Origin of the sequence: Nocardioides sp. CCNWLW216, from assembly GCF_037120545.1 — a bacterium.
GTDB lineage: Bacteria > Actinomycetota > Actinomycetes > Propionibacteriales > Nocardioidaceae > Nocardioides > Nocardioides lianchengensis.
This window is the reverse complement of sequence record NZ_JBBBBJ010000003.1, coordinates 117,675-139,224: the sequence shown is the minus strand read 5'-3', so window position 1 is coordinate 139,224 and position 21,550 is coordinate 117,675. Positions and strand designations below refer to the sequence as shown.

The following is a 21,550-nucleotide window of genomic DNA, read 5'->3' as shown; positions in this document are numbered from 1 at the left end:
AACGGGTCTAGGGGCGCTCGCCGTCCGCGAGGACGGCCAGGGCGGCCTCGACCTGCGCGACCCGTTCCGGGCCGACCGTGTCACTCCAGCGTCGACACAGCTCGTCGAACCTGGCCGCCCCGATGGCGATCATGTCGCGGCCGCGCGACGTCACGGCCAACACCTTCCGGCGAGCGTCCTGCGGGTCCGACTCCCGGTGCACGTACCCCATCTGCTCCAGCGTCGCGATGGTCTTGGCGGCCGCCTGCTTGGAGACGCCGAGCCTGCGACCCAGGGTCGAGGCGTCCTGGGCGCCGTCGGCGATCGCGGCCAGCGCGAACTCGAGTCCCCGCGCGAGCTGGCAGCCGCGCTCCTGCCCTTCCTCGCCGACGTGGACCGGTCAGCAGGGGAGGGGGACGAGGCCGGTGGAGTGGGTCGCTGAGGACGCCGGTCGAGTGGCCTCTAGCCGAGGGTCGCCGTGACGGCGGTGAGCGCGGTGCGGATGACGCCGAGCTCGGCGGCCACGTCGCGGCACGGACCGCAGGTGCGCAGGTGGGGCGCCGTGTGGGCGGGGGTGGCGTCCCGGGAGCGGGCCGCCGCGACCAGGGCGGCACGACACGCGGTGCATGCGTCGTCACCGGTCGCGGGGACGTGGAGGCGGAAGTAGGCGTCGCGCAGGCCCTCACGGGCCCGGAAGGCGAGGGCGGCCGCGGCGTTGGCGCTGATGCCCAGCCGGGTGCCGACCTCGTGGAGGGAGCGCTGCTCGACGGTGGTCCACCACAGGACCAGCTGCCAGCGGGCCGGCAGGTCGTCGATCGCGGCGGCCAGCAGCCGGGACTCCTGGCGGACCGGGCTGTCGGGAAGGGAGTCCCCCGGGGTGCGGTCGGCGGGCTCGAGCTCGGCCTCGACGTCGTCGGTCCAGATCAGGCGTGCGTCGCGGCGGGCGAGGTCGGCCGCACAGCTGCGGACGGCGGTGATCAGGTAGGCCCGGAACGAGACGCGGGGCCCGCGCCCCTGCTGGATCTGGTCCAGGACGCGGGTGAACGCCTCGGCCACGACGTCGTCGACGTCGTCGGGGCGGCACAGGCCGTGGGCGATGCCGCGGGCCACGGAGAGGTGCAGGCGGTAGAGCTCGTCGACCGCGCCGGGATCGCCGGCCCGGGCCGCCGTGAGCAGCGCCCGGTCGCGCTCGGCGACGGACGTCATCGGGTCCGTCGGCCCCGCGTCCGGGCTCCGCGTGCCGCGTCGAGCGGAGGGGCGGAGCATCGAGAACACGGCAGTAGGCTACCGGCTGTCGACGTCCGGATCGGCTCGGGAGACGTCGGGTCGACGAGGGCGGTCCAGGTCGACGGAGGGCGGACGCGGTGGTGAGCTGGAGACGTCGCGACCCGTCGCGGACCCCGGCCCGCCGACCGGGCGAGGCACCCTCGGACCTGCGGGTGCACCTTCCACTGCTGTGGCCCGCCGGGCCTGACGGCCCGGTCGACGAGGCCGCGCTCCGGGCGCTCGCCCGGGAGTACGCCCGGACCGGCCGGGGGGTGGAGGACCTGCTCGCCGACCTCGACCGGCTGTGCTCGGTGCTCGGGATCGGCGCGTCCAGCCGGATGATCGAGACGTCGTCGGTCGCCTGGGCCGATGCGTTCCTGGACACCGTCGGAGGCGTGGCGCCACAGGCCGGGGAGTCGCTCGCCGAGGTGGAGCGGCGGCTGCAGGGCGGACCCGCGGCCGACGTCCGGCTGCTCGTCGTCTCCTGGGCGGGCCGGCCGGACCCGTCCGAGCTCGGCCGGGTGGTCACGGAGATCCGGCGGATCTTCCCGGGCGCGGCGGTCGCCGAGCAGGCCGGCGCGGCCCGGGTGCTGGCCGCCGTCGACCGTGACGACGCCGGGCCCCGCACCGACCGTCTGCGGGCGCGCTGCGCCGAGCTGGGCCGTACGACGCCGCCGACGGTCGAGGTGCTCCGGGGGCCGACCGACGCGCAGCCGATGCGGGCCTTGTTCCGCGACGCGGGGTGAGGACGTGACCGATCCCGTGGAGGGCCTCCTGGAGGACGTCACCGAGATGACCCGGCAGGCGGCGGTGGACGGGCTCACCCTCGGCTCGGTCTACGCCGACGTCCGGCTGGTCCTCGACCTCGACCCGTCCGCCGACCTCCCGCCGGAGGTGCTGCGCGCCTGCGCCGTCGCCTGGTCGAGCGCGCACCGGGACCTCGACCGGCACTCCGACGTCCTCGTGCTCGGCTGGGACGAGCTCGAGGACCGGCTCTGGGACGCCTCCTCGCGCCCGGGTGCCGAGCTGCCCGACTGGGCCGTCCTGGTGGGGACGGAGAACGCCGCATCGCGACCGGCGCTGCTGCCGCCCGAGGACGTCCTGCGCGCCGCCGCGGACCTGCTCGCGAACCGGCTCGGGCGGGCGGGCGAGCACGTGGCCCTGGTCCCCCGGTCGGGTGCGGTCGCGGGTCGCGTCGTCGCCCTGGTCCAGGGCGACGTCGAGCGCGCCGAGCAGGCCCGGTCGTGGGTCCTCGACCTGGCCCCTGGGGGGACCCGGGTGGCGGCGACGCTGCACCGGCTGGTCCACCCCGACGGCGTGCTCGGGGCGCTCCGGGAGCTGGACCCTAGGGTCGCGCGCGGCGACTGAGGTCGAAGGCGGCCGCCTCCAGCAGCTCGGCCACCTCGGCGACGGAGCCGGTCCGGGTGGCGACCAGGTGGCGATCGCCGAGCCCGGTCTCGTCCAGCCACGCCTGCACGGCCGGCTCCGCGACGTCCTTGACGACGAGTGCGACCGACGACTGGTCGTACCGCCCGGTCGCGACCGCCTCGGGCCGGGGCTCCCAGGACGCCAGGGCGGTGGCGGTGTCGGCGAGCCGAGCGGGGTCTCCCGCGTCGACGAGGAGGGCGACCGCGGTGGCCTCCTGGGCGTCGGGGTGCTGTGCGGCCTCGGCCAGCGCCTGCTGGAAGGCGCGCGGGGAGAGCAGGCCGGTCGCCGGGTCGTGGGACGGGACCCGGCCCATCAGCGCCCGCCGGGTCCAGCCGGGCGCAGCGTCCGACCCGACCGGGGTGGAGCGCCGCAGGAGGCAGACCCAGCCACCGGGAGGCGCGCCGTCGGACGGCAGCCGCTGGACGTAGCCGCTCAGCCGGACGTGGTCGCTCCCGACCACCAGCGAGACGGTCACGGTGTCCAGCTCGCCGAGGTCGGCGCCGAGGAGCTCGCCGGCGTCGGTCCCCGGCTCCGGCGGGACGGCGCCCCGCATCGCGTAGAGGAGCCGCGTGGGGGCGTTGACCTCGACCAGCCGCTGCTGGGCGTCGAAGAGCAGGACGAGGGCGCCGAGGTCGTCGATCAGCGTGCCCGCCTCCGGCCGGGCGTACAGGTCGTCGCCGGCCCGGACGGCGGTGGCGACGATGACGACGAGGGTCACGGTCATGAAGAGGTCGGTGACGTTGAGCCGGAAGGCCTCGGCGATGAGGGTGACGACGGCGGCCACCAGGATGAACCGGGCCAGCCAGCGCGGCCCGCGCTCCCGGTCGTTGGCGCGTCGCGCGACCCGGACGGCGATGGCCAGCAGCAGCGTGAAGCAGTAGACGGTGTTGACGACGAAGAGCGCGAACCGTACGTCGGTGCCGCCGACCAGGCGGACGGCCAGGATGAGCGCAGGCGCGGCGAGCCAGGTGGCGGTGAGCGCTCGTCCTGGTCGCCAGTCGTGCTCGGCGAACCAGCCGGCCCACATCAGCACGGCCCCCGTCGTGAAGGCGATCGCCGGGAACCAGGGCGCCTGGTGCCAGGGGTGGATGCCCTCGTGCTTGACCGAGGCCACGCACAGGGTCCACACCACGGTGCCGACGCCGGCCCAGCCGAGGTGGGGGAGCAGGGCGCGCACCCGCGGGGGCAGGAGCAGGAGGGCGGCGGTGGCGACCACGGCCACCACGGCCGCGAGCAGGTGCACGGCCGTCACCACAGACACCCCGGTCATCGCTCGTCCCCACGATCGTCGATGGTCATCGGGCCGTCGGACCCGATGACGTCCAGCGTCGCTGGCGGGACGCACAGGGGCCGCCCATCGGCGTGCGAACCGGCCGAATTCACCCGCGGTTTCACCTGATTCGCCGCTCGGTCCCGGCACCGGCCACCCGCGGAGCGGGAGGTCGTCTAGACCATTCGACGGGTGGCGTAAGGACCCCTCTCCTGCGCCGTCACCTCTCTCGGTGCGACCGCTCGGGCGCACGCGATCGAGGTGTGGGGACGTGGATGTTCGTGGGTAGCAGCAGCTGGAGAAGGACCGTGGCGGCGCTGGTCGCCGTGGTCGTCATGGGGACGGCCGGCGGTGCGGCGGCTTTCGAGCCGGGGGAGACCGCGACGCCGGGCCCCGGGGCCACCGGAACGACGGCGTCGGCCGTCGAGCCCGACGTCGAGGAGGACGTCGACGAGCCCGACGCGACGCCCGACGCGACGCCCGAGGAGACGCCGGAGGAGACGCCGGAGGAGACGCCGGGCACGAAGCCGGACGAGGAGCGGGTCAAGGGCCCGGGTCCGACGGTCGGCCCCCCTCCGGCCGTGGCGTTCGCGGCGGCCGCCCAGTCGGTCGTCGGCATCTCCAAGGAGACCAGCCTCGACGGGGACCCGCTGGTCCCGGGCGGCCAGTTCACCTACGTCCTGACGGCGCGCTGCTCCGGCCTGACGGTCGGCTGCATCGGCCAGACGGTCACCGACGTGCTGCCCGCCGGCCTGGACGTCACCTCGCTGCCGTCTTCGACCGACACCCGCCTCGTCGAGTACGTCGCGGCGACCCGCACCCTGACCGTCACCTTCGTCGAGCCGCTCCAGGAGCCGGTCGGCGAGACCGGCCTCAACGACGGCGCCACCCGGGTCTTCGAGATCGGCATGCGGCTCCCCGCCGCCACGCCGCTCCCGGACGGCACGGAGATCAGCAACACCGCGACCACCGTGGCGGAGAACGCGGACGAGGCGACCAGCACGGCCGTCGTCGAGGTCGCGGTGCCCCGTGACGTCCGCCCGGTCGCCACGAAGACCTGGACCGACGGGTCCGCGGTCGCCGGCAGCAACGAGGCGACGACCGTGACCCTCGGGGTCCGCAACGCCTCGTCCAGCTCGGTCACCGTCGAGCGGCTGCGGGTCACCGACGCCGCGCCGGCGACGTACGAGCACTTCGACCTGACCACGGTCGACCTGGTCGCCTTCCCGGCCGGTGCGGACCGCGCGCGGCTGCTGGTCTGCACGAGCGCGGGCTCGGACTGTGCCTCGCCCTCGGCCTGGGAGGCCGGCCCGACGGTCTCGGCCACCGGCCCCCTCGCCCTGCCTGCCGGCGTGGCCGCGGACGACGTCACCGGCGTCCGCGTGGAGTTCTTCGACGCCACCGACGAGGCCCTGCCGTACGACGCCACCGGCGGCACCGTCCGCCTGGGCCTCCGGCTGCGCGAGACGCTGCGCTCCTCCGGCGACGAGCTGGCGCCGACCACGAAGCTGACCGTCAGCAACTGCGCGGTGCCCGGCGCCACGGAGCCCGACGACACCCTGACCAGCGGCGCGTCGGTCTGCGACACCTTCGACGTGCTGCCCGACACGGTGCTCGTGCACGCCACCAAGACCTACGTCGCCGACACCGACGGCGACTTCACCCGCGAGAACGGCGAGTACGCCGTGGTGGGCGAGTCGTCCCCGGTCTCCGCGACCGTGGCGATCCGCAACGACTCGGCCTTCCCGCTGCGCCACGTCCGGATCACCGAGCCCGACGCCGGCGCGCCGGCCTCCGAGTTCGAGAAGCTCGACGTCACCCGGATCCGGCTCCGCTTCCCGTCCGGCGCGACGACGGCCCACGTGGTCGTGACGTACGCCGACGGCAGCGCCGACCTCGAGCAGGACCTGACCGCCACCGGGGTCGTCGACGTCGCCCGGGCCGGCACCCGCCCGACCGGCATCGAGGTGCTCTACACCGGCGTCGACGGGGACGGGCAGCCGTCGATCGCGATCGGCGCCACGTCGTACCTCGACCTGCACGGGACGCTGAACGCCGGCGTCACCGCCGCCGACCTGGCGAGCGGGTCGTCCCCGGGCGTCGGCAACTGCGCCGCCTACCGGGCTCAGGCCGACGTGTCCGACAGCACCGGCACCACCTCCGGCAACGCCTGCGCGACGCTCAGCGTCGAGGCCCGACGGTACGGCGGCTCCGGGGTGAAGACCGTCGGCCAGACCTCGGTCCCGCCGGGTCAGCCGATCGCGTTCTCGATGACCGTGACCAACAACGGCAACGTGCCGCTGGTCGACCCGGTCGTGTCCGACCCGCCGGTCGAGGCGGACGGCACGCCCCGGACCGCCGACAACCCGTTCGCGGTCCTGCAGCTGGTCTCGGCCCAGGTCCGCAAGGACACCGGCACCCCGGACGTCGACCTGGAGGTCTTCGACCCGACCGCCGCCGCCTGGGTGGCCTACGCGGCCGGCAACGCGGCGCTGCTGACCCGCGCCACCGGCATCCGCGCCCTGGTCGACGGCGAGCTGGCCCCGACCAAGCGGGTCTTCCTCGACCTGGTGACCGAGCGGCGCACCGGTGTCGCCGACGGCATCGCCTTCCGCAACTGCTTCGTCGTGGGGGCGGTCGGCTACACGGGCGACCCGGCCTGCTCGGCCGAGATGACCACGGCCCCCGCCTCCAGCGGCGCGGTCCTGAACAAGTCGATCGCGCCGGGACAGCTCCCGGCGCCGATCCCCGGGGTCCCGGAGCAGACCGCGCAGGTGCGGCTGACCGTGGCCAACACCGGCAACGTCAGCGCCAAGCGGCTGCAGATCACCGACGCGGACGCCGCGTTCTTCGACGCCGTCGACCTCGGCCGCGTCCGGTCCGTGACCTTCCCGCTGGGCGCGAACCGGGTCCAGGTCGACGCCCGCACCGGCGCCGGCTGGGTGACGGGCACGCCCGTGGCCAGCGGCGCGTCGTACCCGCTCCCGGCGGGGGTCGCGGCCGGCGACGTCACCGGTGTCCGGGTCACCTTCACGAACAGCAGCGGGGACTACGCGCTGCTGCCCTGCGAGGGCACGCCGACCCCGACCGCGTGCACCGGTGCCGTCGTCCTCGACGTCCACCCGCGCGCCGCCCGGCGCTCGGACCCGGACGCCACGCCGCCGGCGGAGCTGGAGAACACCGCCTCCGCGGGCTTCGAGACCCGGCTGCAGACGGCGGGCGTGCTCGCGCCGGTCGACCCGGTCGACGCCTCCCTGGACCTGGTCGAGGGCGAGCCCCAGCTGGACGTCGAGAAGACGCCGAACAGCGCCATCGCGCCGGGCGAGAACGCGCCGTTCCAGCTGATCGTCACCAACTCCGGTACGGCGGACCTGCCGGGCCTCGTCGTCCGCGACCTGCTGCCGGCCGGACTGACCTTCGACGAGTCGTTCGCGAGCGGCGTCGGCTACCGGATCGTCGGCGTGCAGGTGCCGGCCGGCACCGAGGCGCTGCCGACCCCGACGTTCACCACGACGACCGACTCCGGCCGGGTCTCCGGCCTGCGCTGGTCCTTCGGCGACTGGGTGATGCGTCCGGGCGCGACCTTCACGATCGAGATCCAGGTGCGGCTGTCGCCCGGGGTCACCGAGGGCCAGGTCAGCACCAACCTGATGGGCGCCTCGTCGCCGGCCGACGGCCTGGCCTGCGCGCCCGGCAGCGGCACCTCGACCGACGGGTCCGTCGGGACCGGCACCTGGTGCACCGACACCGCTGCGGTCACGACCAAGGCCGGGGCCGCCTTCGAGGCCCGCAAGTGGGTCGCCGGCACCGACGCGCTCGGCTGGTGGGACAACCGCCACGGCGAGCAGGTCCCGGTCGGCGACGCCGCCTGCCCGGTGCGCACCGAGGCGGGCCGGACCTACACGGCGTACCCGTGCGTGGCGCTGGTGAACCCGGGGGACCGCTACGACTACCTGATGCGGATGGTGAACTCCGGCACCGAGCCGGCCACCGCGATGCGGGTCATCGACCGGTTCCCGGTCCAGGGCGACAAGGGCGTCGTGCTCAGCGGCACCGACCGCGGCACCCAGTGGGCCAACCGGCCGACGCTGGCCTCGGCGCCGGAGCTGATCGGCAGCGGGACGCTCACCACCACCTACGCCCACAGCGAGGCCGGGGTCTGCACCGCGGACCTCTCGATGACCTCGGCGTGCGGCGCCGGCACCTGGGCCGACCCGTACGGCGCGGCCGCGGTCGCCGCCCAGCTGCGCGTGCAGTGGGACACCCCGCTGGCGCCCGGCGAGGGCGTGAGCATCGTGTTCTCGATGGACACGCCCCTGGAGGTCGCCCGGGTCGCCGACCCGACGATCGCCTGGAACTCCTTCGGACACGCCGAGACCACCCGGCGCTCCAACGGCAGCACCCGGGTGCTGCCGCCCACCGAGCCGATCCAGGTCGGCGTGGCCACGGCGTACGGCGCCCTGCGCGTGGAGAAGGAGCTGGGGACCAACCCCGGTGACCTGCCGGTCGCGACGCGGGAGTTCGAGATCGACTACTCCTGCACCATCGACCCGGTCGGCAACCCGGTGCAGACGGTCGCCGAGGGCACGCTCACGCTCCGGCCCGGCGAGGACGACACGGTCACCGGATTGCCGGGTGGCGCGGAGTGCCGGGTGTGGGAGGCCGACGCCCACGGCGGCGTCACCAGCCACCCCGAGGACGACCCGGCGATCGTCACGATCGACCCGCAGCTGGGCCCCGACCCGGCCCCGGCCGCCACGGTCACGGTGACCAACAGCTACCCGCTGGCCGAGGTCGTGGTGAGCAAGGCGGTCGAGGGCGGCGCCGCCGAGCTGGGCGCGGGGACGACGTACCCGGTCGAGGTGCTCTGCGCGATGGACGGCGTGACGGCGGCCGGCTTCCCGGTCACCGTCGACCTCGTCGGCGACGACAGCGAGACGATCGACGCGCCGGTCGGCTCGACCTGCACGGCGACCGAGCTCGACGCCGGCGGCGCCACGTCCTCGTCGGTCACGCCGGCCGCGGGCGTGCTGGTCGTCCCGGGCGCGACGGCGCCGCTGACGCTCGAGGTGGTCAACACCTTCGAGCAGGCCCACCTGGAGATCCTCAAGCGGGTCACCGGCGCCGGCGGCTCCCTCCCCGAGGGCCCGTTCGAGTACGACGTCCGCTGCACCTTCGAGGGCGCCACCCTCGGCCCGGTCACCGTCGCGGTGCCCTGGCCGGCCGGCTCCACGGAGGTGGTCGAGGACGTGCCGCTGCTGCTCCCCGTGGGCGCGGTCTGCACGGTCACGGAGACCGACGACGGCGGCGCCGACGCGACCCCGGCGCCTATCACGGTGACCCTGGTCGAGAACGCGGACGACAACACGGTCCGGGCGACGTTCACCAACGAGTTCTCCGCCGGCACGGTCGCCGTCGCCAAGGAGCTCGCCGGGGCCGGCGCGACGGCGTCGTACGCGACGGACGCGGTGTTCACCGTCGACGTCACGTGCGCGCTGGACGATCCGGCGAACGTGGTGTTCTCCCAGCCGGTGGCCCTCCGCGGGGGCGAGCGCGTGGCGCTCACCGACGCGGACGGGGACCCGGTGCTGCTGCCGCTCGACACCCGCTGCTGGGCCACGGAGAGCGACACCGGCGGGGCGACCGGACACACCGTCAACGCCGGCTCGTACGACGACGCGCTGGTCGTCGTCGACGGCACGCCCGACGACCTGCAGGCGCTGGAGCTGGAGGTCGTGAACACCTTCGACCTCTCGGCGCTGGTGCTCGACAAGGTCGTGAACGGCGCCGCGGCGTCGTACGCCGCCGGCCGGGAGTACGACGTGGCGGTCACCTGCGTGCTGCAGCAGGGCGCCACCACGACGCCGCTGCTGACCGCGCAGCCCTTCACGGTGACCGCGGGGACCCCGGTCACGGTGCCGGACCTGCCCGTCGGCGCCGAGTGCTGGGCGACCGAGACCGACGCCGGCGGGGCCACCTCCTCGACGGTCGAGTTCGCGGGGCCGGCGAGCCCGGCGGTCGTCACGGCGGCCGGCACCCACCTGAAGGTCGTCAACACCTTCGACGCCGGCGAGCTGGTCGTCGCCAAGCGCGTCGTGGGCGGACCGGCGGGGCCGTACTCGTTCGCGCTCGCCTGCACCACGGACCTCGGGCCGGTGGCGCTGAGCGCGGCCGACGCCGCGTTCGAGCTGCGGGCCGGCGAGCGCCGGAAGATCGTCGTCCCGCTCGGGGCCGCGTGCACCGTCACCGAGACGGACGTCGACGACGACGTCCGGGTGACCTTCGAGGACAGCGGGCCCGGCCGGGACGACGGCGCCGTCGTGGTCGACCCGAGCGCCAAGGTGACGGTCGTCAACACCTTCCCGGAGGTCGAGGGCAACCAGGGCGAGGACGACGACCCGGGCGTCGGGGGCAACACGGCCGGCACGCTGCCCGACCTGGGTGGACCGAGCCTCTGGCTCGCCCTCCTCGGGGTGCTGCTGGCTGCCGGCGGCGTGCTGCTGCTGACCGGACGGCGGGCCCGTCGCGGCTGAGCCCCGGCAGCGCCGTGCCCGCCTCGTCGCGGGCACGGCGCTGCTGCTCCTCGGCCTGGCCGTCCTCGGCTGGTACGGCTGGCAGCTGTGGGGGACCACCTGGGTCGCACAGCGCGAGCACGCGCAGATCCGCGACGACCTCGCCGAGGCCTGGGCCGGCGGGTACGACGACGTCGTGGTGGGCGGCGCCCGGGCGACCGCGGTCGTCCGCATCCCCCGCTTCGGGGCGGACTTCGCCGTACCGCTGCTGGACGGGACGTCCGACGACGTGCTCGCCCGCGGCCTGGGCCGCTACGACGACAGCGCGCGCCCGGGCGGCCGCGGGAACCTGACGCTGGCGGGGCACCGGGTCACGCACGGCGAGCCGTTCCGCGACCTGCCGGACCTCGATGTCGGCGACGAGGTGGTGGTGGAGACCCGCGACGCGGTCCACACCTACGTCCTGGACACCGCGGGCGACGCGCTGTCGGTGCCGTTCACCGAGAGCTGGGTGCTGGACCGGCGACCGGCCAACCCGGACGGCGACGGGCCGGGGCCCGTCACCACCCCGGGGGCGCGGCTGATCACGCTCACCACCTGCGCCGAGCTCTTCCACACCGACGACCGGCTGGTCGCCTTCGGTCACCTGCTCCGCAGCGAGCCGCGGGTCCGGTGAGACGGGCCGGGCAGGGCCTCGGTGGTGCGACGCCCTGCCCGGCACCCGACCGGGACCGCGGGTCTGACTCCGCGGGCCTCGTGGACTCCGTGACGGGGACACGGAGCCGGGCACAGAGGAGACGGACTCGGCGCCCGATCCTTACGCGGCCTCGAGCTCGTTGTCGGGGAGGTCCACCGGCGTCGAGCTGCGGAAGTGCCCGGTGACGGAGAGCAGCACGCCGCCGAGGACCCAGGCGACCAGGACGACCCACTCGTGCAGGGTCGAGGCGTCGGGGAAGTAGCTGACCTCGCGGAACAGGCTCTGGGCGGCGCCGGGCACGAAGTACTGGCCGATCTCGCCCCACGGCCCGGTGATGAACTGGTACGGCGTGGTCCCGCCCGAGATCGGGTTGGCGACGAGCATGGTGAGCACCGCGCCGACGCCGATGCCCGGCGCGCCGAGGAGGGCGTTGAGGCCGACCACGGTCGAGGCGGTGCCGAGCATCGCGACGGCGAGGACCAGGGCGCTGGTCCAGAACCCGCCCGCGGCGATGCCGAGCAGCGGGCCGGTGACCACGGCGGCCAGGAGACCCGCGGCGACGGCGTACACGCCGAGGGCCAGGAGGCGGCGGGTGACGCCGGCGACGAGCAGGGAGACCAGGACGCCGCCGACGATGCCGCCGAGGACGAGCGGGAAGCCCATGGCGCTCAGTCCGGCGCCCGCGGGGTCGTCCTCGGACAGGGGGACCACGTCGGTGACGGTCGGGGTGACGCCCTGGGCGGCGCCCAGTTGGGCGCCCAGGCCTTGGACGACCGCGGTCGCGGGGGCCTGGCCGGCCCCGGCGACGAGCACCTCGGGCGCGGCCGGGTCGAGCACGAGGGCGCCGTACACCTCGCGCTCCTGGATCGCCCGGACCGCGTCGGCGCGGCTGTCGTACGACGTGGGGTCGACCGGCAGGTCGGCGCTCGCGGGGAGCTGGCCGCCGACGACGCCGACCGGGAGGTCGTGCGGCTCGGAGGTGGCGACGGGCCACAGGAAGGCCAGGACGACGAGCGCGACGACGAGCCCGGCGACCAGGCCGAGGACGGCGGCGACGGCCGGACGGGTACGGCGGGTGGTGGTGCTCATGACAGTGCTCCTAAACAGAATCAGTATTCTGTTTAGACTGTAGACCAGGTTAGGCTCCGCCGCATGCCGCGAGTGAGTGACGCGTATCGCCAGGCGCGTCGGGACGAGATCGTCGCCGCGACCCTGCGGGTGCTGCGTCGTCGTGCGCTGAACGACCTGACGATGGCCGACATCATCGAGGAGGCCGGGCTGTCGGCCGGCTCGGTGTACTCCCACTTCGCCCGCAAGGACGAGCTGATCGAGCTGGTCGCGACCGAGGTGATCGGCGCGCGTCTCGACCTGTTGACGACGCCCGACGACGGGCCGGTGCGCTCGCCGTCCGAGGTCGTGCGCTGGTGGCTGGCCGGCCTCGAGGCCGACGAGGTGCCCTTCGCGACCCTGGTGCAGCTCTGGGGGGAGGCCGCCTCCGACCCGGCGATCGGGGCGATCGTCCGGCGCCGGATGACGGACATCGAGGCGGCGTTCACGAGCGCCGCCGGGCGCTGGCTGGACGCGCAGGGCCGCGACCCCGGCGCCGCCGCGTCCACGGCGCTGGCCATGCTCACCTTCTGCCAGGGCTACATCGTCCGCAGCGCCGTGCTGGGGCCGCAGGACCTGGACGCCTCGTTGGGCGGCATCGAGCTGGTTCCGGGCGCGCGGTAGTCCGGCGATGGCGCCCGCCGCCCGACCCGGGGCGACCTGGCCTAGGCGCCGAGGCGACTGCCGGCCACCAGGTCCCGGAACCAGCGGTGGGTGGGGTCGTCGCGGCGGCTGGGGTGCCACCAGAAGGCGGTCCGGATGTGCTCCAGCTCCATCGGCCCCGGCACCTCCCGCACGCCGAACAGGTCCCCCATCTCGGCCACCAGCCGTCGCCCCATCACGGCCACCCGGTCGGTGCCGCGCAGGAAGAACGGCATGCTCATCGATCCGGTCACCGTGACGTCGATACGAGGCCGTACGCCGGCGGCGAGCACCTGCTGCATGCCGCGCGCGTACTCGCCGTCGCCCACCTGCGCGACCAGCCACGGTCGCGAGCCGAGGTCGTCCATCGTCAGGGCGACCGCGGGATCGTCCTGCGCGACGGCGAAGACCCACTGGTCGTCCAGGACGTCGATGCTCTCCAGGTGGCGGATCCACCCGTGCGGGAGGAAGACCCCGTCCATCTCGCTGGTCAGGGAGCTCTCGATCTCGGTGCTGCGCATCCGGCTCGGCTCGGTGACGCGCAGAGTGCTGTTGGGTGCGCCCTCGACCATGCGACGGCGGATGGCCGGGAGCGCGATCGCCGCCACGACCTCTCCGCAGATCACCGAGATCTGGAACTCGGAGTCGGGGTCGAAGGCCGTGTGCCCGCCCGCGACGCGGTCCACGGCCTCGAGGGCCTCGGTGAGGACCGGTCGGAGCTGCTGGGCCAGGAACGTGAGCTCGTAGCGGTTGTCGCGCCGTACGAGCAGCTCGTCGTCGAAGTGTCGGCGCAGTCGGGCGAGCGCGGCGCTCATGACCGGCTGGCTGACGTTGATGCCGGCGGCGGCGCGCGAGACGTTGCGCTCCCGCAGCAGGCTGTCGAGGGAGCGCAGCAGGTTGAGGTCCAGGCGTCGCAGACGGTGGCTCTCGGACACGGCGCCTCCTGGAGTGGTCGCGGACGACGTCGGAACGTATCAACGGCCGCGAGTGTCGGGGAAGCCATCGACCCGTCCGCGACGTCCTCGGTCGCCGAGCCCTCGTGTCACCTGAGGTTATGTGATCGACCGATAGTGCGGATCGGCACTTCGATGATCCAAGTCACCGAGAGGTGTTGCGCCCGTCACACGCGAAAAAGCAGAGTGGTGGCGTTGTCAGCCTGAAACGTTTCACGCAGTGCGCGCGACGCGGGGGGCACGGATCACCGAGTGAAGGATGCGAAGAGATGGTCAGAACGATCAGTCCGCGGAAGAGCGTGTCGAGGGGGGTGCTGGCCTTCGCGTTGTCCTCGGCGATGACCGTGACCGCGCTCGCGCCGCTGTCGGCGATGGCGCAGGAGCCGCGGGCCGCGGGGCCGGTCGCGACGGCGACCGCGAAGGCCGGGCCCGTGGCCACGACGGCGCTCGCGAAGGCGGCGCAGCAGCCGCAGAGCTCGGAGTTCGCCCAGCAGCTCGAGAGCAAGTACGTCGACCCGGACCGGGTCTACAGCACCGACGTCCGCTGGTGGCTGGGTGAGGCGGCCAACACCGACGAGTCGCTGCTCGAGGAGGTCCAGGCGCTGTACGACGCCGGCTACCGCGGGGTCGAGCTGTGCATGCAGAGCGACGCCGGCGCCCCGGACTCGGACTACGCCTACGGCTCGCCGATGTGGACGCACAAGTGGAACCTGATGATGAACAAGCTGCTCGATCTGGGGATGGCGGTCTACCTGACCTCCGGCACCAACTGGGCCACGTCCAACGTGCCCGGACTGGACCCCACCAGCCAGCAGGCCATGCAGAACCTCACCCTGGGCACCGGCACGGTCGAGGCCGGCCAGACCCTGACCACCCTGCCTGCACCGGCCGTCGCCAACCGGAAGGCCGGCGCGAGGTTCGTGACCGCCTACGCCTACAAGGTGACCGAGGGCGACACCGTCGACCCGTCGAGCTACATCAACCTCAAGCCCTCCATCACCCAGGGCGCCGACGCCTGGACCCAGAACCTGAGCTGGACCGCGCCCAACGACGGCACCTACCGCGTCTTCGGCATGTGGACCCAGGGCACGTTCCACTCCTCGAGCCCGTCCGCGCAGCCGGCCTACGCCACCAACTACTTCGACAAGCGCGGCGTGGAGGCCCTGCGGGCCTACTGGGAGGAGCACTACCTGGCCGACCCGGCGCTGCGCGAGAAGATCGCGAAGGGTGACGTCCAGCTGTTCATGGACTCCCTCGAGATCAACACCGGCACCGGCTTCACCTGGTGGTCCGAGGACATGGTGGCGGAGTTCCAGAAGCGCAAGGGCTACGACATCACGCCGTACCTCTTCCTCATCAGCGGTGTCGCCGCGACGCCCTTCACGCCGTACCACGAGGTCCGCAACACCGGCACCTACAAGCTGAACGGCCAGGAGCAGCGTCGCCAGGGCATCATCAACGACTACCAGGACGTGCTGACCCAGCTCTACCGCGAGCGCCTGCTCCAGCCGCTCAAGACCTGGCTGAACGGCGTGGGCATCGAGACCCGGGCGCAGATCTCGTACGGCCGGCCGCTGGAGATGTCGGAGCCGGCGATGGACGTGGACTACCCGGAGGCCGAGAACTTCAACCAGTACAACAACGTCGACATCTTCCGGCTCTGGACCGGTGGCGCGAAGCTGGAGAACAAGGTCCTCTCCTCGGAGACCGGCGCCCAGCTGCCGGCCTACAACGGCACCCGGCAGATGGACGTCCACGACGCCTACTCCGCCTACGCCGCCGGCTTCCAGCGGATGGTCTGGCACGTGTGGGGCTCGGGCTACAGCTACGGCAGCTACCAGTGGCCGGGCCACAACTCGACCGGCTTCCGCCAGCTCGGCACCCGCAACCCCGGCTACTCCGACTACGACGAGTTCAACGCCCACCTCGGCCGCGTGCAGCAGCTGGTGCAGACCGGCAAGAGCCGGACCGACGTCGGCTTCATCAACCAGAAGTGGGTCCACGGCGTCGCGTTCAACGCCGGCGTCGGGTCCGACAACGGCAACATGAACTGGCAGTACGCCCACCAGGGCGTCTACTACCGGTCCACGGAGCTGCAGGACAACGGCTACACCTACGACTACTTCAGCCCGAAGTTCCTCTTCGACGACGACGTCCACTTCGACGAGAGGACGAAGACGATCGAGAAGGCCGGCTACCAGGCCATCGTCCTCTACCAGAGCTGGCTCGACATCGAGGCCGCCAAGCGTGTCCTGAGCTGGGCCAAGAAGGGTCTGAAGGTCGTCATCCTCGAGGACGCCGCGTCACGCACTCCGTTCAACGACGGCAAGGACGGGGCCCTGAAGAAGGTCACCGACGAGCTGAAGACGCTCCCCACCGTGCGCCAGGCGACCGTCTACGACGACATCGACTACTTCAGCTCCGCCGCCGGCGGCTACGACGACAACGTCCTGGAGAAGCTGCAGGAGCTCGGGGTCGAGCCCTACAGCGGCTACTCCGAGCCGAACCTGCAGCTGCTCACGCAGACCCGGGAGGACGCCGAGGGCAACCAGTACCTCTACGTCTACAACTACGACCCGGCCGACTACCTCGACAAGAGCCACAAGCCGAGCGTCCGGGCCGCGACCCACGGGCAGAACATCAAGACCGACATCGTGCAGAACGGCCTGTTCGTCCCCTACACGATCGACGCCTGGACGGGTGAGACCACCGAGCGGGCCGACTACCGCTGGGAGGACGGCAAGACCATCGTCCCGATCGACCTCGACTACGACAACATCGCCCTGCTGGCCTTCGAGAAGGTCGACGGGGAGCGGCTGCACGTCCTCTCCAGCAACGCCGACTCCGCCTACGCGGTCCACCACGGCGTCGTGGTCCGCACCACCGGCAGCGGCACGGTGAACGCCGAGCTCAGCAACGGCGAGAGGATCGCGCAGGACGTCAGGGTCCCGGCGGCGTACGACATCGAGGACTGGGACCTGACGGTCGAGTCCTGGCGGCCGGGTGCCACCGCGGGTGACCTGACCCGCACGGAGACGATCGACGGCCTGACCACCACCAACCGCAAGACCTCGACGGTCAAGACCGACATCGACGTCGAGCTGGACACGCTGACGACCTGGGACCAGATCCCGGCGGTCGGCAAGGGGGTGTCCGGCAAGGGGCACTACGAGGCCAGCTTCGACTGGGACGCCGGCTCCGCGAGCGGTGCGTACCTCGACTTCGGCGACAAGCTGGAGGAGTCGATGGTGGTGTGGATCAACGGCAAGAAGGTCGGTGGCGAGGTCAGCACCAACCCGACGAAGGTCAGGAAGGACGTCGGCGGGGTCGGCAAGCCGACCATCGACGACGGTCGCGGCAACCAGGTCCCGCTCGTCGGCTCCGACCTCCACACCGGCGGCATCAGCTGGACCAAGCCGATCGCCGACGTGAGCGACTACCTCGTCGACGGCAAGAACGACATCGTCATCGAGTACTCCTCGGCGCTGGCCAACGTCCAGCTGGACCGCGGCATCGTCCCGGTGCAGACCCCGAAGGTCGGACGCAACGGCGTCCTGTGGTGGCACAACGACCAGAAGTACCTCTCCAACGGTCCGCAGCAGGCGAAGATCGTGCCGTTCGTGGACGTGGAGTACGTCGAGGCGACGGCGAGCTCGGTGAGCGCCACGCCGGTGGCAGGGACCTATGGCACGGCCACCACGGTGACCGCGACGGTGACCGGGACGGCTCCCTCAGGCACCGTGACCGTCTCGCAGGGCGCTCGGGTCCTCGGGACGGGGACGGTCAGCGACGGCACGGCCCGGATCACGCTGGCCGGGACCGCGCTGGGTGCGGGGACGCACGCGTTGACGGTGGCCTACAGCGGTGACGGGGCGAACGCCGCGTCCTCGGTGGCGACCACGGCGAGGATCGCCAAGGCCAGGTCGAGCGTGAAGGCGTCGCTGGCGCCGAAGAGGCCGAAGGCCGGCACGCGCCCCACCGTCAAGGTGGTCGTCACCGTCGCCGGGGTGAGGCCCGGCGGGAAGGTCCTGATCCGCCGTGCGGGCAGGACCGTGGAGACCGGCACGCTCAACGCGGCGGGCAAGGTCAACCTCCGCCTGCCGAAGCAGAAGGCCGGGAGTCGGAAGTACCGGGTGCGCTACCAGGGCAACGCCAACATCTCCGGCGGCAGCAAGCTGCTGACCGTCAGGGTGACGCGTCGCTGAGGCACCACCACTGAGGGAGGCGGGTCCGCGGAGCCGCCGATCGACGAGGTGAGCAGCACGTGAGGAGGGTTCGACCGTCCCGGTCGAACCCTCCTTCGCGTCCCGGTCTGACCTGCGAGGGAGAGGAACGTGAACCCAGACCGAACCATCGGCGCGCGACCCCATCCCGACTCGGGTCCGACTCCCTACCAGCGACTGTCGCGGCGGCACGACGCGGCGACCGTCCGGACCTGGGCCCGGTCCCGCGGGATGGAGCTGGCGCCCACGGGAGGCCTGCCGCGCTACGTGTACGCGCTCTACGAGGCCGAGATCGCGCGGGACGAGGCCACCGCGGTCGCCGGAGCGACGTGACGGAGACCAGGGCGCCCGCTCGGAGCCGTGGGGTGATCGGCCTCCAGGCCGGGCGGGAGGAGTGGCGGGAGACACTGTGACGTCCGGCACGCGAGCATCGAGAACCGGGGGGACGGGGTCCGTGGAACGGCGGCAGCACGCGAGCACCTGGTCGCGCCGCGCGTTGCTGGGGGCGACGCTCCTGGGCGGCGTGACGCCGCTGGCCTGCGGGTCCGACAGCGGCCGCGCACGGACGCCACCGCGGACCGATCCTCGGTCCTCGACCGTGGTCGAGCACCGCTTCGGTCGGACCGCCGTCCCGTCGCGTCCGGAGCGGATCGTCGCCCTCGGGGCCGGCGACCTCGAGACGGCGATCGCGTTGCGGGCGCCGGTCGTGGCAGGCGCGGACATGTTCGGCCACCCGCGACTGCGGCCCTGGGCCCGCAACGCGCTCGCGGGTCTCCCCGAACCCGAGGTCCTCGACGGCCGCCGGCTCGCCCTGGAGGAGATCGCCCGGCTCCGGCCGGACCTCATCCTCTACGTGAACTCCGAGACCAGCGAGACCGAGTACCGCCTGCTCTCGAAGCTCGCCCCCACGGTCGCGGCGCCGCCCGGGACCGTCCACCCCCGCGCCGTGAGCTGGCGCGACCAGCTCCGGATCATCGGGGCGGCCACCGGACGGGCCACCGTGGCGCAGGCCGTACGGCGTCGGGTCGAGGGCGATCTCCTCGCGCAACGGCGGCGCCATCCGGAGTTCTCGCAACGCACCATCAACGCGGGATTCTTCTCCGGCGGGCAGGTGACGGCCTGGCTCCCGGGCGACCGGCGGATGGGCCTGCTCCTCGAGCTCGGCTTCCGCCCGGCGGGCTCGCTGCCGACGGCCGGGCGCAACGGCGAGTCCGTCGTCGTACCCGACGAGCTCCTCACCCGACTCGACGCGGACGTCCTCCTCCTCGCGGCCGTGGGAGTGGACGGTCGGGTGGCGCCCGACCTGCTCGACCTCCCTCTCTACCGGTCCATCCCCGCGGTGGCCGAGGGGCGCGTCGCCTACCTGCCCGACGCGAGGGCCGTCACGGCCGACACCCCCGCCGGCGACTTCGGGAGCGCGTTCGCCATCGGTGGCGCGCTGGGGATCTCGACCGTGCTCGATCCGCTCTGCGAGGTCCTCGCCGAGGCGGCGGCTCGGTAGCCGCGCCCTCACCAGGACCTCGACGAGCGAGGGCCACCGCCAGGACTGGATTCATCCCATCATCCCATGATTACCTCTGCTGGTGACTGTTACGCAGACCCGCCCGTTGGTCGCCGCTTCGTCGGTCCGCGGGGCGGTCCTCGTCGCCCTGGTCCTGACGGCCCTCAACCTGCGGACGGCGGTGACCGGATTCGCCGTCCTCACCGACGCGGCGGGCAGGACGCTCGACTTCGGGCCGGTCGTGGCCGGGGCGATCGGGTCGATCGTGACCGGGTGCTTCGCGGCCGCCGCCTTCGCGGCGCCGGGCGTCGTACGACGGCTGGGGCTGGAGCGGACCGCGGCGGTCGCGCTGCTCGCGACGACCGCCGGGATCGTGCTGCGGGCGGTCGCCTGGTCGCCGGCCGCCCTGCTCGTCGCCAGCGCCGTCGCGTTCCTCGGGGTCGGCGCCTCGAACGTCATCCTGATCCCGATCGTCCGGGAGCACTTCCCCGACCGGGTCCGCTCGATCAGCCTGCTCTACCTGGTGCTGCTGCAGGTCGGGCAGCTGGTCGCGCCGCTGGTGTCCCTGCCCCTGGCGCACGCGCTCGGCTGGCGTACGGCGGCCGGCGCCTGGGCGGTGCTGACCGGGGCCGGCGCTGCGCTGTGGGTCGTCGTCGCCGTCCGCACGCGCGCCGTCGAGCGGACCGCCACCGAGCCCGTCGCGGCGGAGCCGGGCTGGTGGCGGACGCCGGTCGTCCTGGGGCTGATCGGCCTGATGTCGATGACCACGCTGCACACCTACACGCTGGTCACCTGGTTCCCGACGATGCTGCGCGACGCGGGCACGAGCGCGACGACCGGCGCGCTGATGCTGTCGTGGTTCGCGGGCCTCGGCCTGGTCGGGGCCTTCGCCGTACCGGCGCTGGCCGCACGGCTGCGCAGCACCTTCCCGATCGCGCTGGCCTGCACACTGCTGATGGCGGTCGGCTACCTGGGCATGCTCGCCGCGCCCGCGGCCGGCGCGGTCGTCTGGGCCCTGGCCTTCGGGCTCGGGGTCAGCACCTTCCCCCTCTGCCTGGTCCTCATCGCCTCGACGGCCCAGGACGCGCGGCGCGCCGGCCGGCTGTCCGGGCTCGTCCAGGGCGTCGGGTACGGCGTGGGCTGCCTCGGGCCGTTGACCCTCGGCGCGCTGAACCAGCTCACCGGCGGCTGGGACGCGGCGTACCTCCTCCTGCTCGCCACCCTCGTGATCACCGCGGTGTCCGGGTGGTTCGCCAGCCGGGGATCGCTAGAGTCCGACGGGTGACCTCGCCCGACCCGGCCGCCGGCGGCCACCTCGACCGGTCGGCGCTCGGCGCTCGGGTCACCGACCTCTTCCGGGCGCAGGTGACCGACGGCGCCTGGCCGGTCGGCAGCAAGATCCCCGTCGAGGCCGAGCTCGTCGCCTGGTCGGGAGCGGGCCGCAACACGGTGCGCGAGGCGATCGGCTCGCTGGTCCAGGCCGGCCTGTTGCGGCGCGAGCAGGGGCGGGGCACCTTCGTGGTCTCGACCTCGGACGTCAGCGCCTCGATGAGCCGGCGCGCCGCCAGCATCCCCCGGCGAGAGGGTCTGGAGCTCCGGCTCGTCCTCGACGCCGCCGCGGCGCGGATCGCCGCCGGGCGGCGCGACGAGGCCGACGTGACCACCCTGCTCGAGCTCGTCCGGGCGCGGCAGGAGGCCTGGGTCTCGGGGGACGAGGCGGCCCGGGTGCAGGCCGACTCGGCCCTCCACCTGGCCGTCGTCCGGGCCACCCACAACACCCTGCTCGTCGAGGTGTACGCCGGCCTGCTGTCGGTCTTCGAGGAGGTGCTGGTCGACGACGTCGCCTCGGAGACCGACCACCTGGCCCAGCTGCACCAGGACCTGGTGGACGCGATCGTCGCCCAGGACGGGACCGGCGCCGCCGACACCATGTCGGCCCTGCTGCAGCCGATGATCGACGAGCTCGGCTGAG

General features: G+C 73.5%; 14 protein-coding genes and 1 pseudogene. 10 read left to right on the top strand and 5 right to left on the bottom strand.

The features are described from left to right. Positions 1–7 precede the first annotated feature (7 nt). Complete coding sequence (locus V7S47_RS08280) at positions 8–304, bottom strand: MarR family winged helix-turn-helix transcriptional regulator (protein WP_336561454.1); 297 nt, start codon at positions 302–304, stop codon at positions 8–10. Between the two features lie 137 nt (positions 305–441). Beyond that, positions 442–1,245, bottom strand: a complete 804-nt coding sequence (locus V7S47_RS08275; protein ID WP_336561453.1) for an RNA polymerase sigma factor — start codon at positions 1,243–1,245, stop codon at positions 442–444. A 173-nt stretch (positions 1,246–1,418) separates the two neighbouring features. Here V7S47_RS08275 and V7S47_RS08270 point away from each other — a divergent pair, with 173 nt between their 5' ends. Next, positions 1,419–1,991 carry a hypothetical protein gene (locus tag V7S47_RS08270; RefSeq protein ID WP_336561129.1) on the top strand — a complete coding sequence of 191 codons (573 nt, stop codon included), beginning with the start codon at positions 1,419–1,421 and terminating at the stop codon, positions 1,989–1,991. A 4-nt stretch (positions 1,992–1,995) separates the two neighbouring features. Beyond that, positions 1,996–2,613: a hypothetical protein gene (locus V7S47_RS08265; protein WP_336561128.1), complete on the top strand. Its 618-nt coding sequence runs from the start codon at positions 1,996–1,998 to the stop codon at positions 2,611–2,613. On the opposite strand, the gene V7S47_RS08260 is transcribed toward V7S47_RS08265, so the two are convergent. Next, entirely contained in the window at positions 2,591–3,943 is a 1,353-nt protein-coding gene (locus V7S47_RS08260; protein WP_336561127.1) for a hypothetical protein, read from the bottom strand. The genes V7S47_RS08265 and V7S47_RS08260 overlap by 23 nt on opposite strands. A 281-nt stretch (positions 3,944–4,224) precedes the next feature. Here V7S47_RS08260 and V7S47_RS08255 point away from each other — a divergent pair, with 281 nt between their 5' ends. Then, positions 4,225–10,476, top strand: a complete 6,252-nt coding sequence (locus V7S47_RS08255; protein ID WP_336561126.1) for a DUF5979 domain-containing protein — start codon at positions 4,225–4,227, stop codon at positions 10,474–10,476. 37 nt (positions 10,477–10,513) lie between these two features. Then, positions 10,514–11,131: pseudogene (locus V7S47_RS08250) on the top strand (class E sortase); the annotation flags it as partial. A gap of 141 nt (positions 11,132–11,272) precedes the next feature. On the opposite strand, the gene V7S47_RS08245 reads toward V7S47_RS08250, so the two are convergent. Further along, complete coding sequence (locus V7S47_RS08245) at positions 11,273–12,241, bottom strand: hypothetical protein (protein WP_336561125.1); 969 nt, start codon at positions 12,239–12,241, stop codon at positions 11,273–11,275. A gap of 63 nt (positions 12,242–12,304) precedes the next feature. On the opposite strand from V7S47_RS08245, the gene V7S47_RS08240 reads away from it, so the two are divergent. Beyond that, on the top strand, positions 12,305–12,883 hold the full coding sequence (locus tag V7S47_RS08240) for a TetR/AcrR family transcriptional regulator (protein ID WP_336561124.1): 579 nt from the start codon (positions 12,305–12,307) through the stop codon (positions 12,881–12,883). Positions 12,884–12,924: 41 nt separating this feature from the next. Here V7S47_RS08240 and V7S47_RS08235 read toward each other — a convergent pair whose 3' ends face one another. Then, entirely contained in the window at positions 12,925–13,836 is a 912-nt protein-coding gene (locus V7S47_RS08235; protein ID WP_336561123.1) for a LysR family transcriptional regulator, read from the bottom strand. A gap of 287 nt (positions 13,837–14,123) precedes the next feature. Between V7S47_RS08235 and V7S47_RS08230 the strand changes: the two genes are divergently transcribed. From V7S47_RS08230 to V7S47_RS08210, 5 genes are all read left to right on the top strand, one after another. Then, a complete protein-coding gene (locus tag V7S47_RS08230) occupies positions 14,124–18,059 on the top strand; it encodes an Ig-like domain-containing protein (protein ID WP_336561122.1) in 3,936 nt (1,311 codons plus the stop codon). Positions 18,060–18,188: 129 nt separating this feature from the next. Beyond that, on the top strand, positions 18,189–18,410 hold the full coding sequence (locus V7S47_RS08225; RefSeq protein ID WP_336561121.1) for an Lsr2 family DNA-binding protein: 222 nt from the start codon (positions 18,189–18,191) through the stop codon (positions 18,408–18,410). Between the two features lie 121 nt (positions 18,411–18,531). Then, complete coding sequence (locus V7S47_RS08220; RefSeq protein ID WP_139175788.1) at positions 18,532–19,578, top strand: ABC transporter substrate-binding protein; 1,047 nt, start codon at positions 18,532–18,534, stop codon at positions 19,576–19,578. Between the two features lie 82 nt (positions 19,579–19,660). Then, on the top strand, positions 19,661–20,863 hold the full coding sequence (locus V7S47_RS08215) for an MFS transporter (RefSeq protein WP_336561120.1): 1,203 nt from the start codon (positions 19,661–19,663) through the stop codon (positions 20,861–20,863). Continuing rightward, positions 20,860–21,549, top strand: coding sequence for a FadR/GntR family transcriptional regulator (locus V7S47_RS08210; protein WP_336561119.1), 690 nt, complete (start codon positions 20,860–20,862; stop codon positions 21,547–21,549). Before V7S47_RS08215 ends, V7S47_RS08210 begins: the two co-directional genes overlap by 4 nt. The last annotated feature ends 1 nt before the right edge of the window (position 21,550 follow it).

What these genes read in the sequence shown, in the direction of transcription:
- V7S47_RS08230 (WP_336561122.1), top strand. Translation starts at nt 14,124, where the DNA reads ATGGTCAGAACGATCAGTCCGCGGAAGAGCGTGTCGAGGGGGGTGCTG.
- V7S47_RS08240 (WP_336561124.1), top strand. Translation starts at nt 12,305, where the DNA reads ATGCCGCGAGTGAGTGACGCGTATCGCCAGGCGCGTCGGGACGAGATC.
- V7S47_RS08245 (WP_336561125.1), bottom strand. Translation starts at nt 12,241, where the DNA reads ATGAGCACCACCACCCGCCGTACCCGTCCGGCCGTCGCCGCCGTCCTC.
- V7S47_RS08260 (WP_336561127.1), bottom strand. Translation starts at nt 3,943, where the DNA reads ATGACCGGGGTGTCTGTGGTGACGGCCGTGCACCTGCTCGCGGCCGTG.
- V7S47_RS08275 (WP_336561453.1), bottom strand. Translation starts at nt 1,245, where the DNA reads ATGCTCCGCCCCTCCGCTCGACGCGGCACGCGGAGCCCGGACGCGGGG.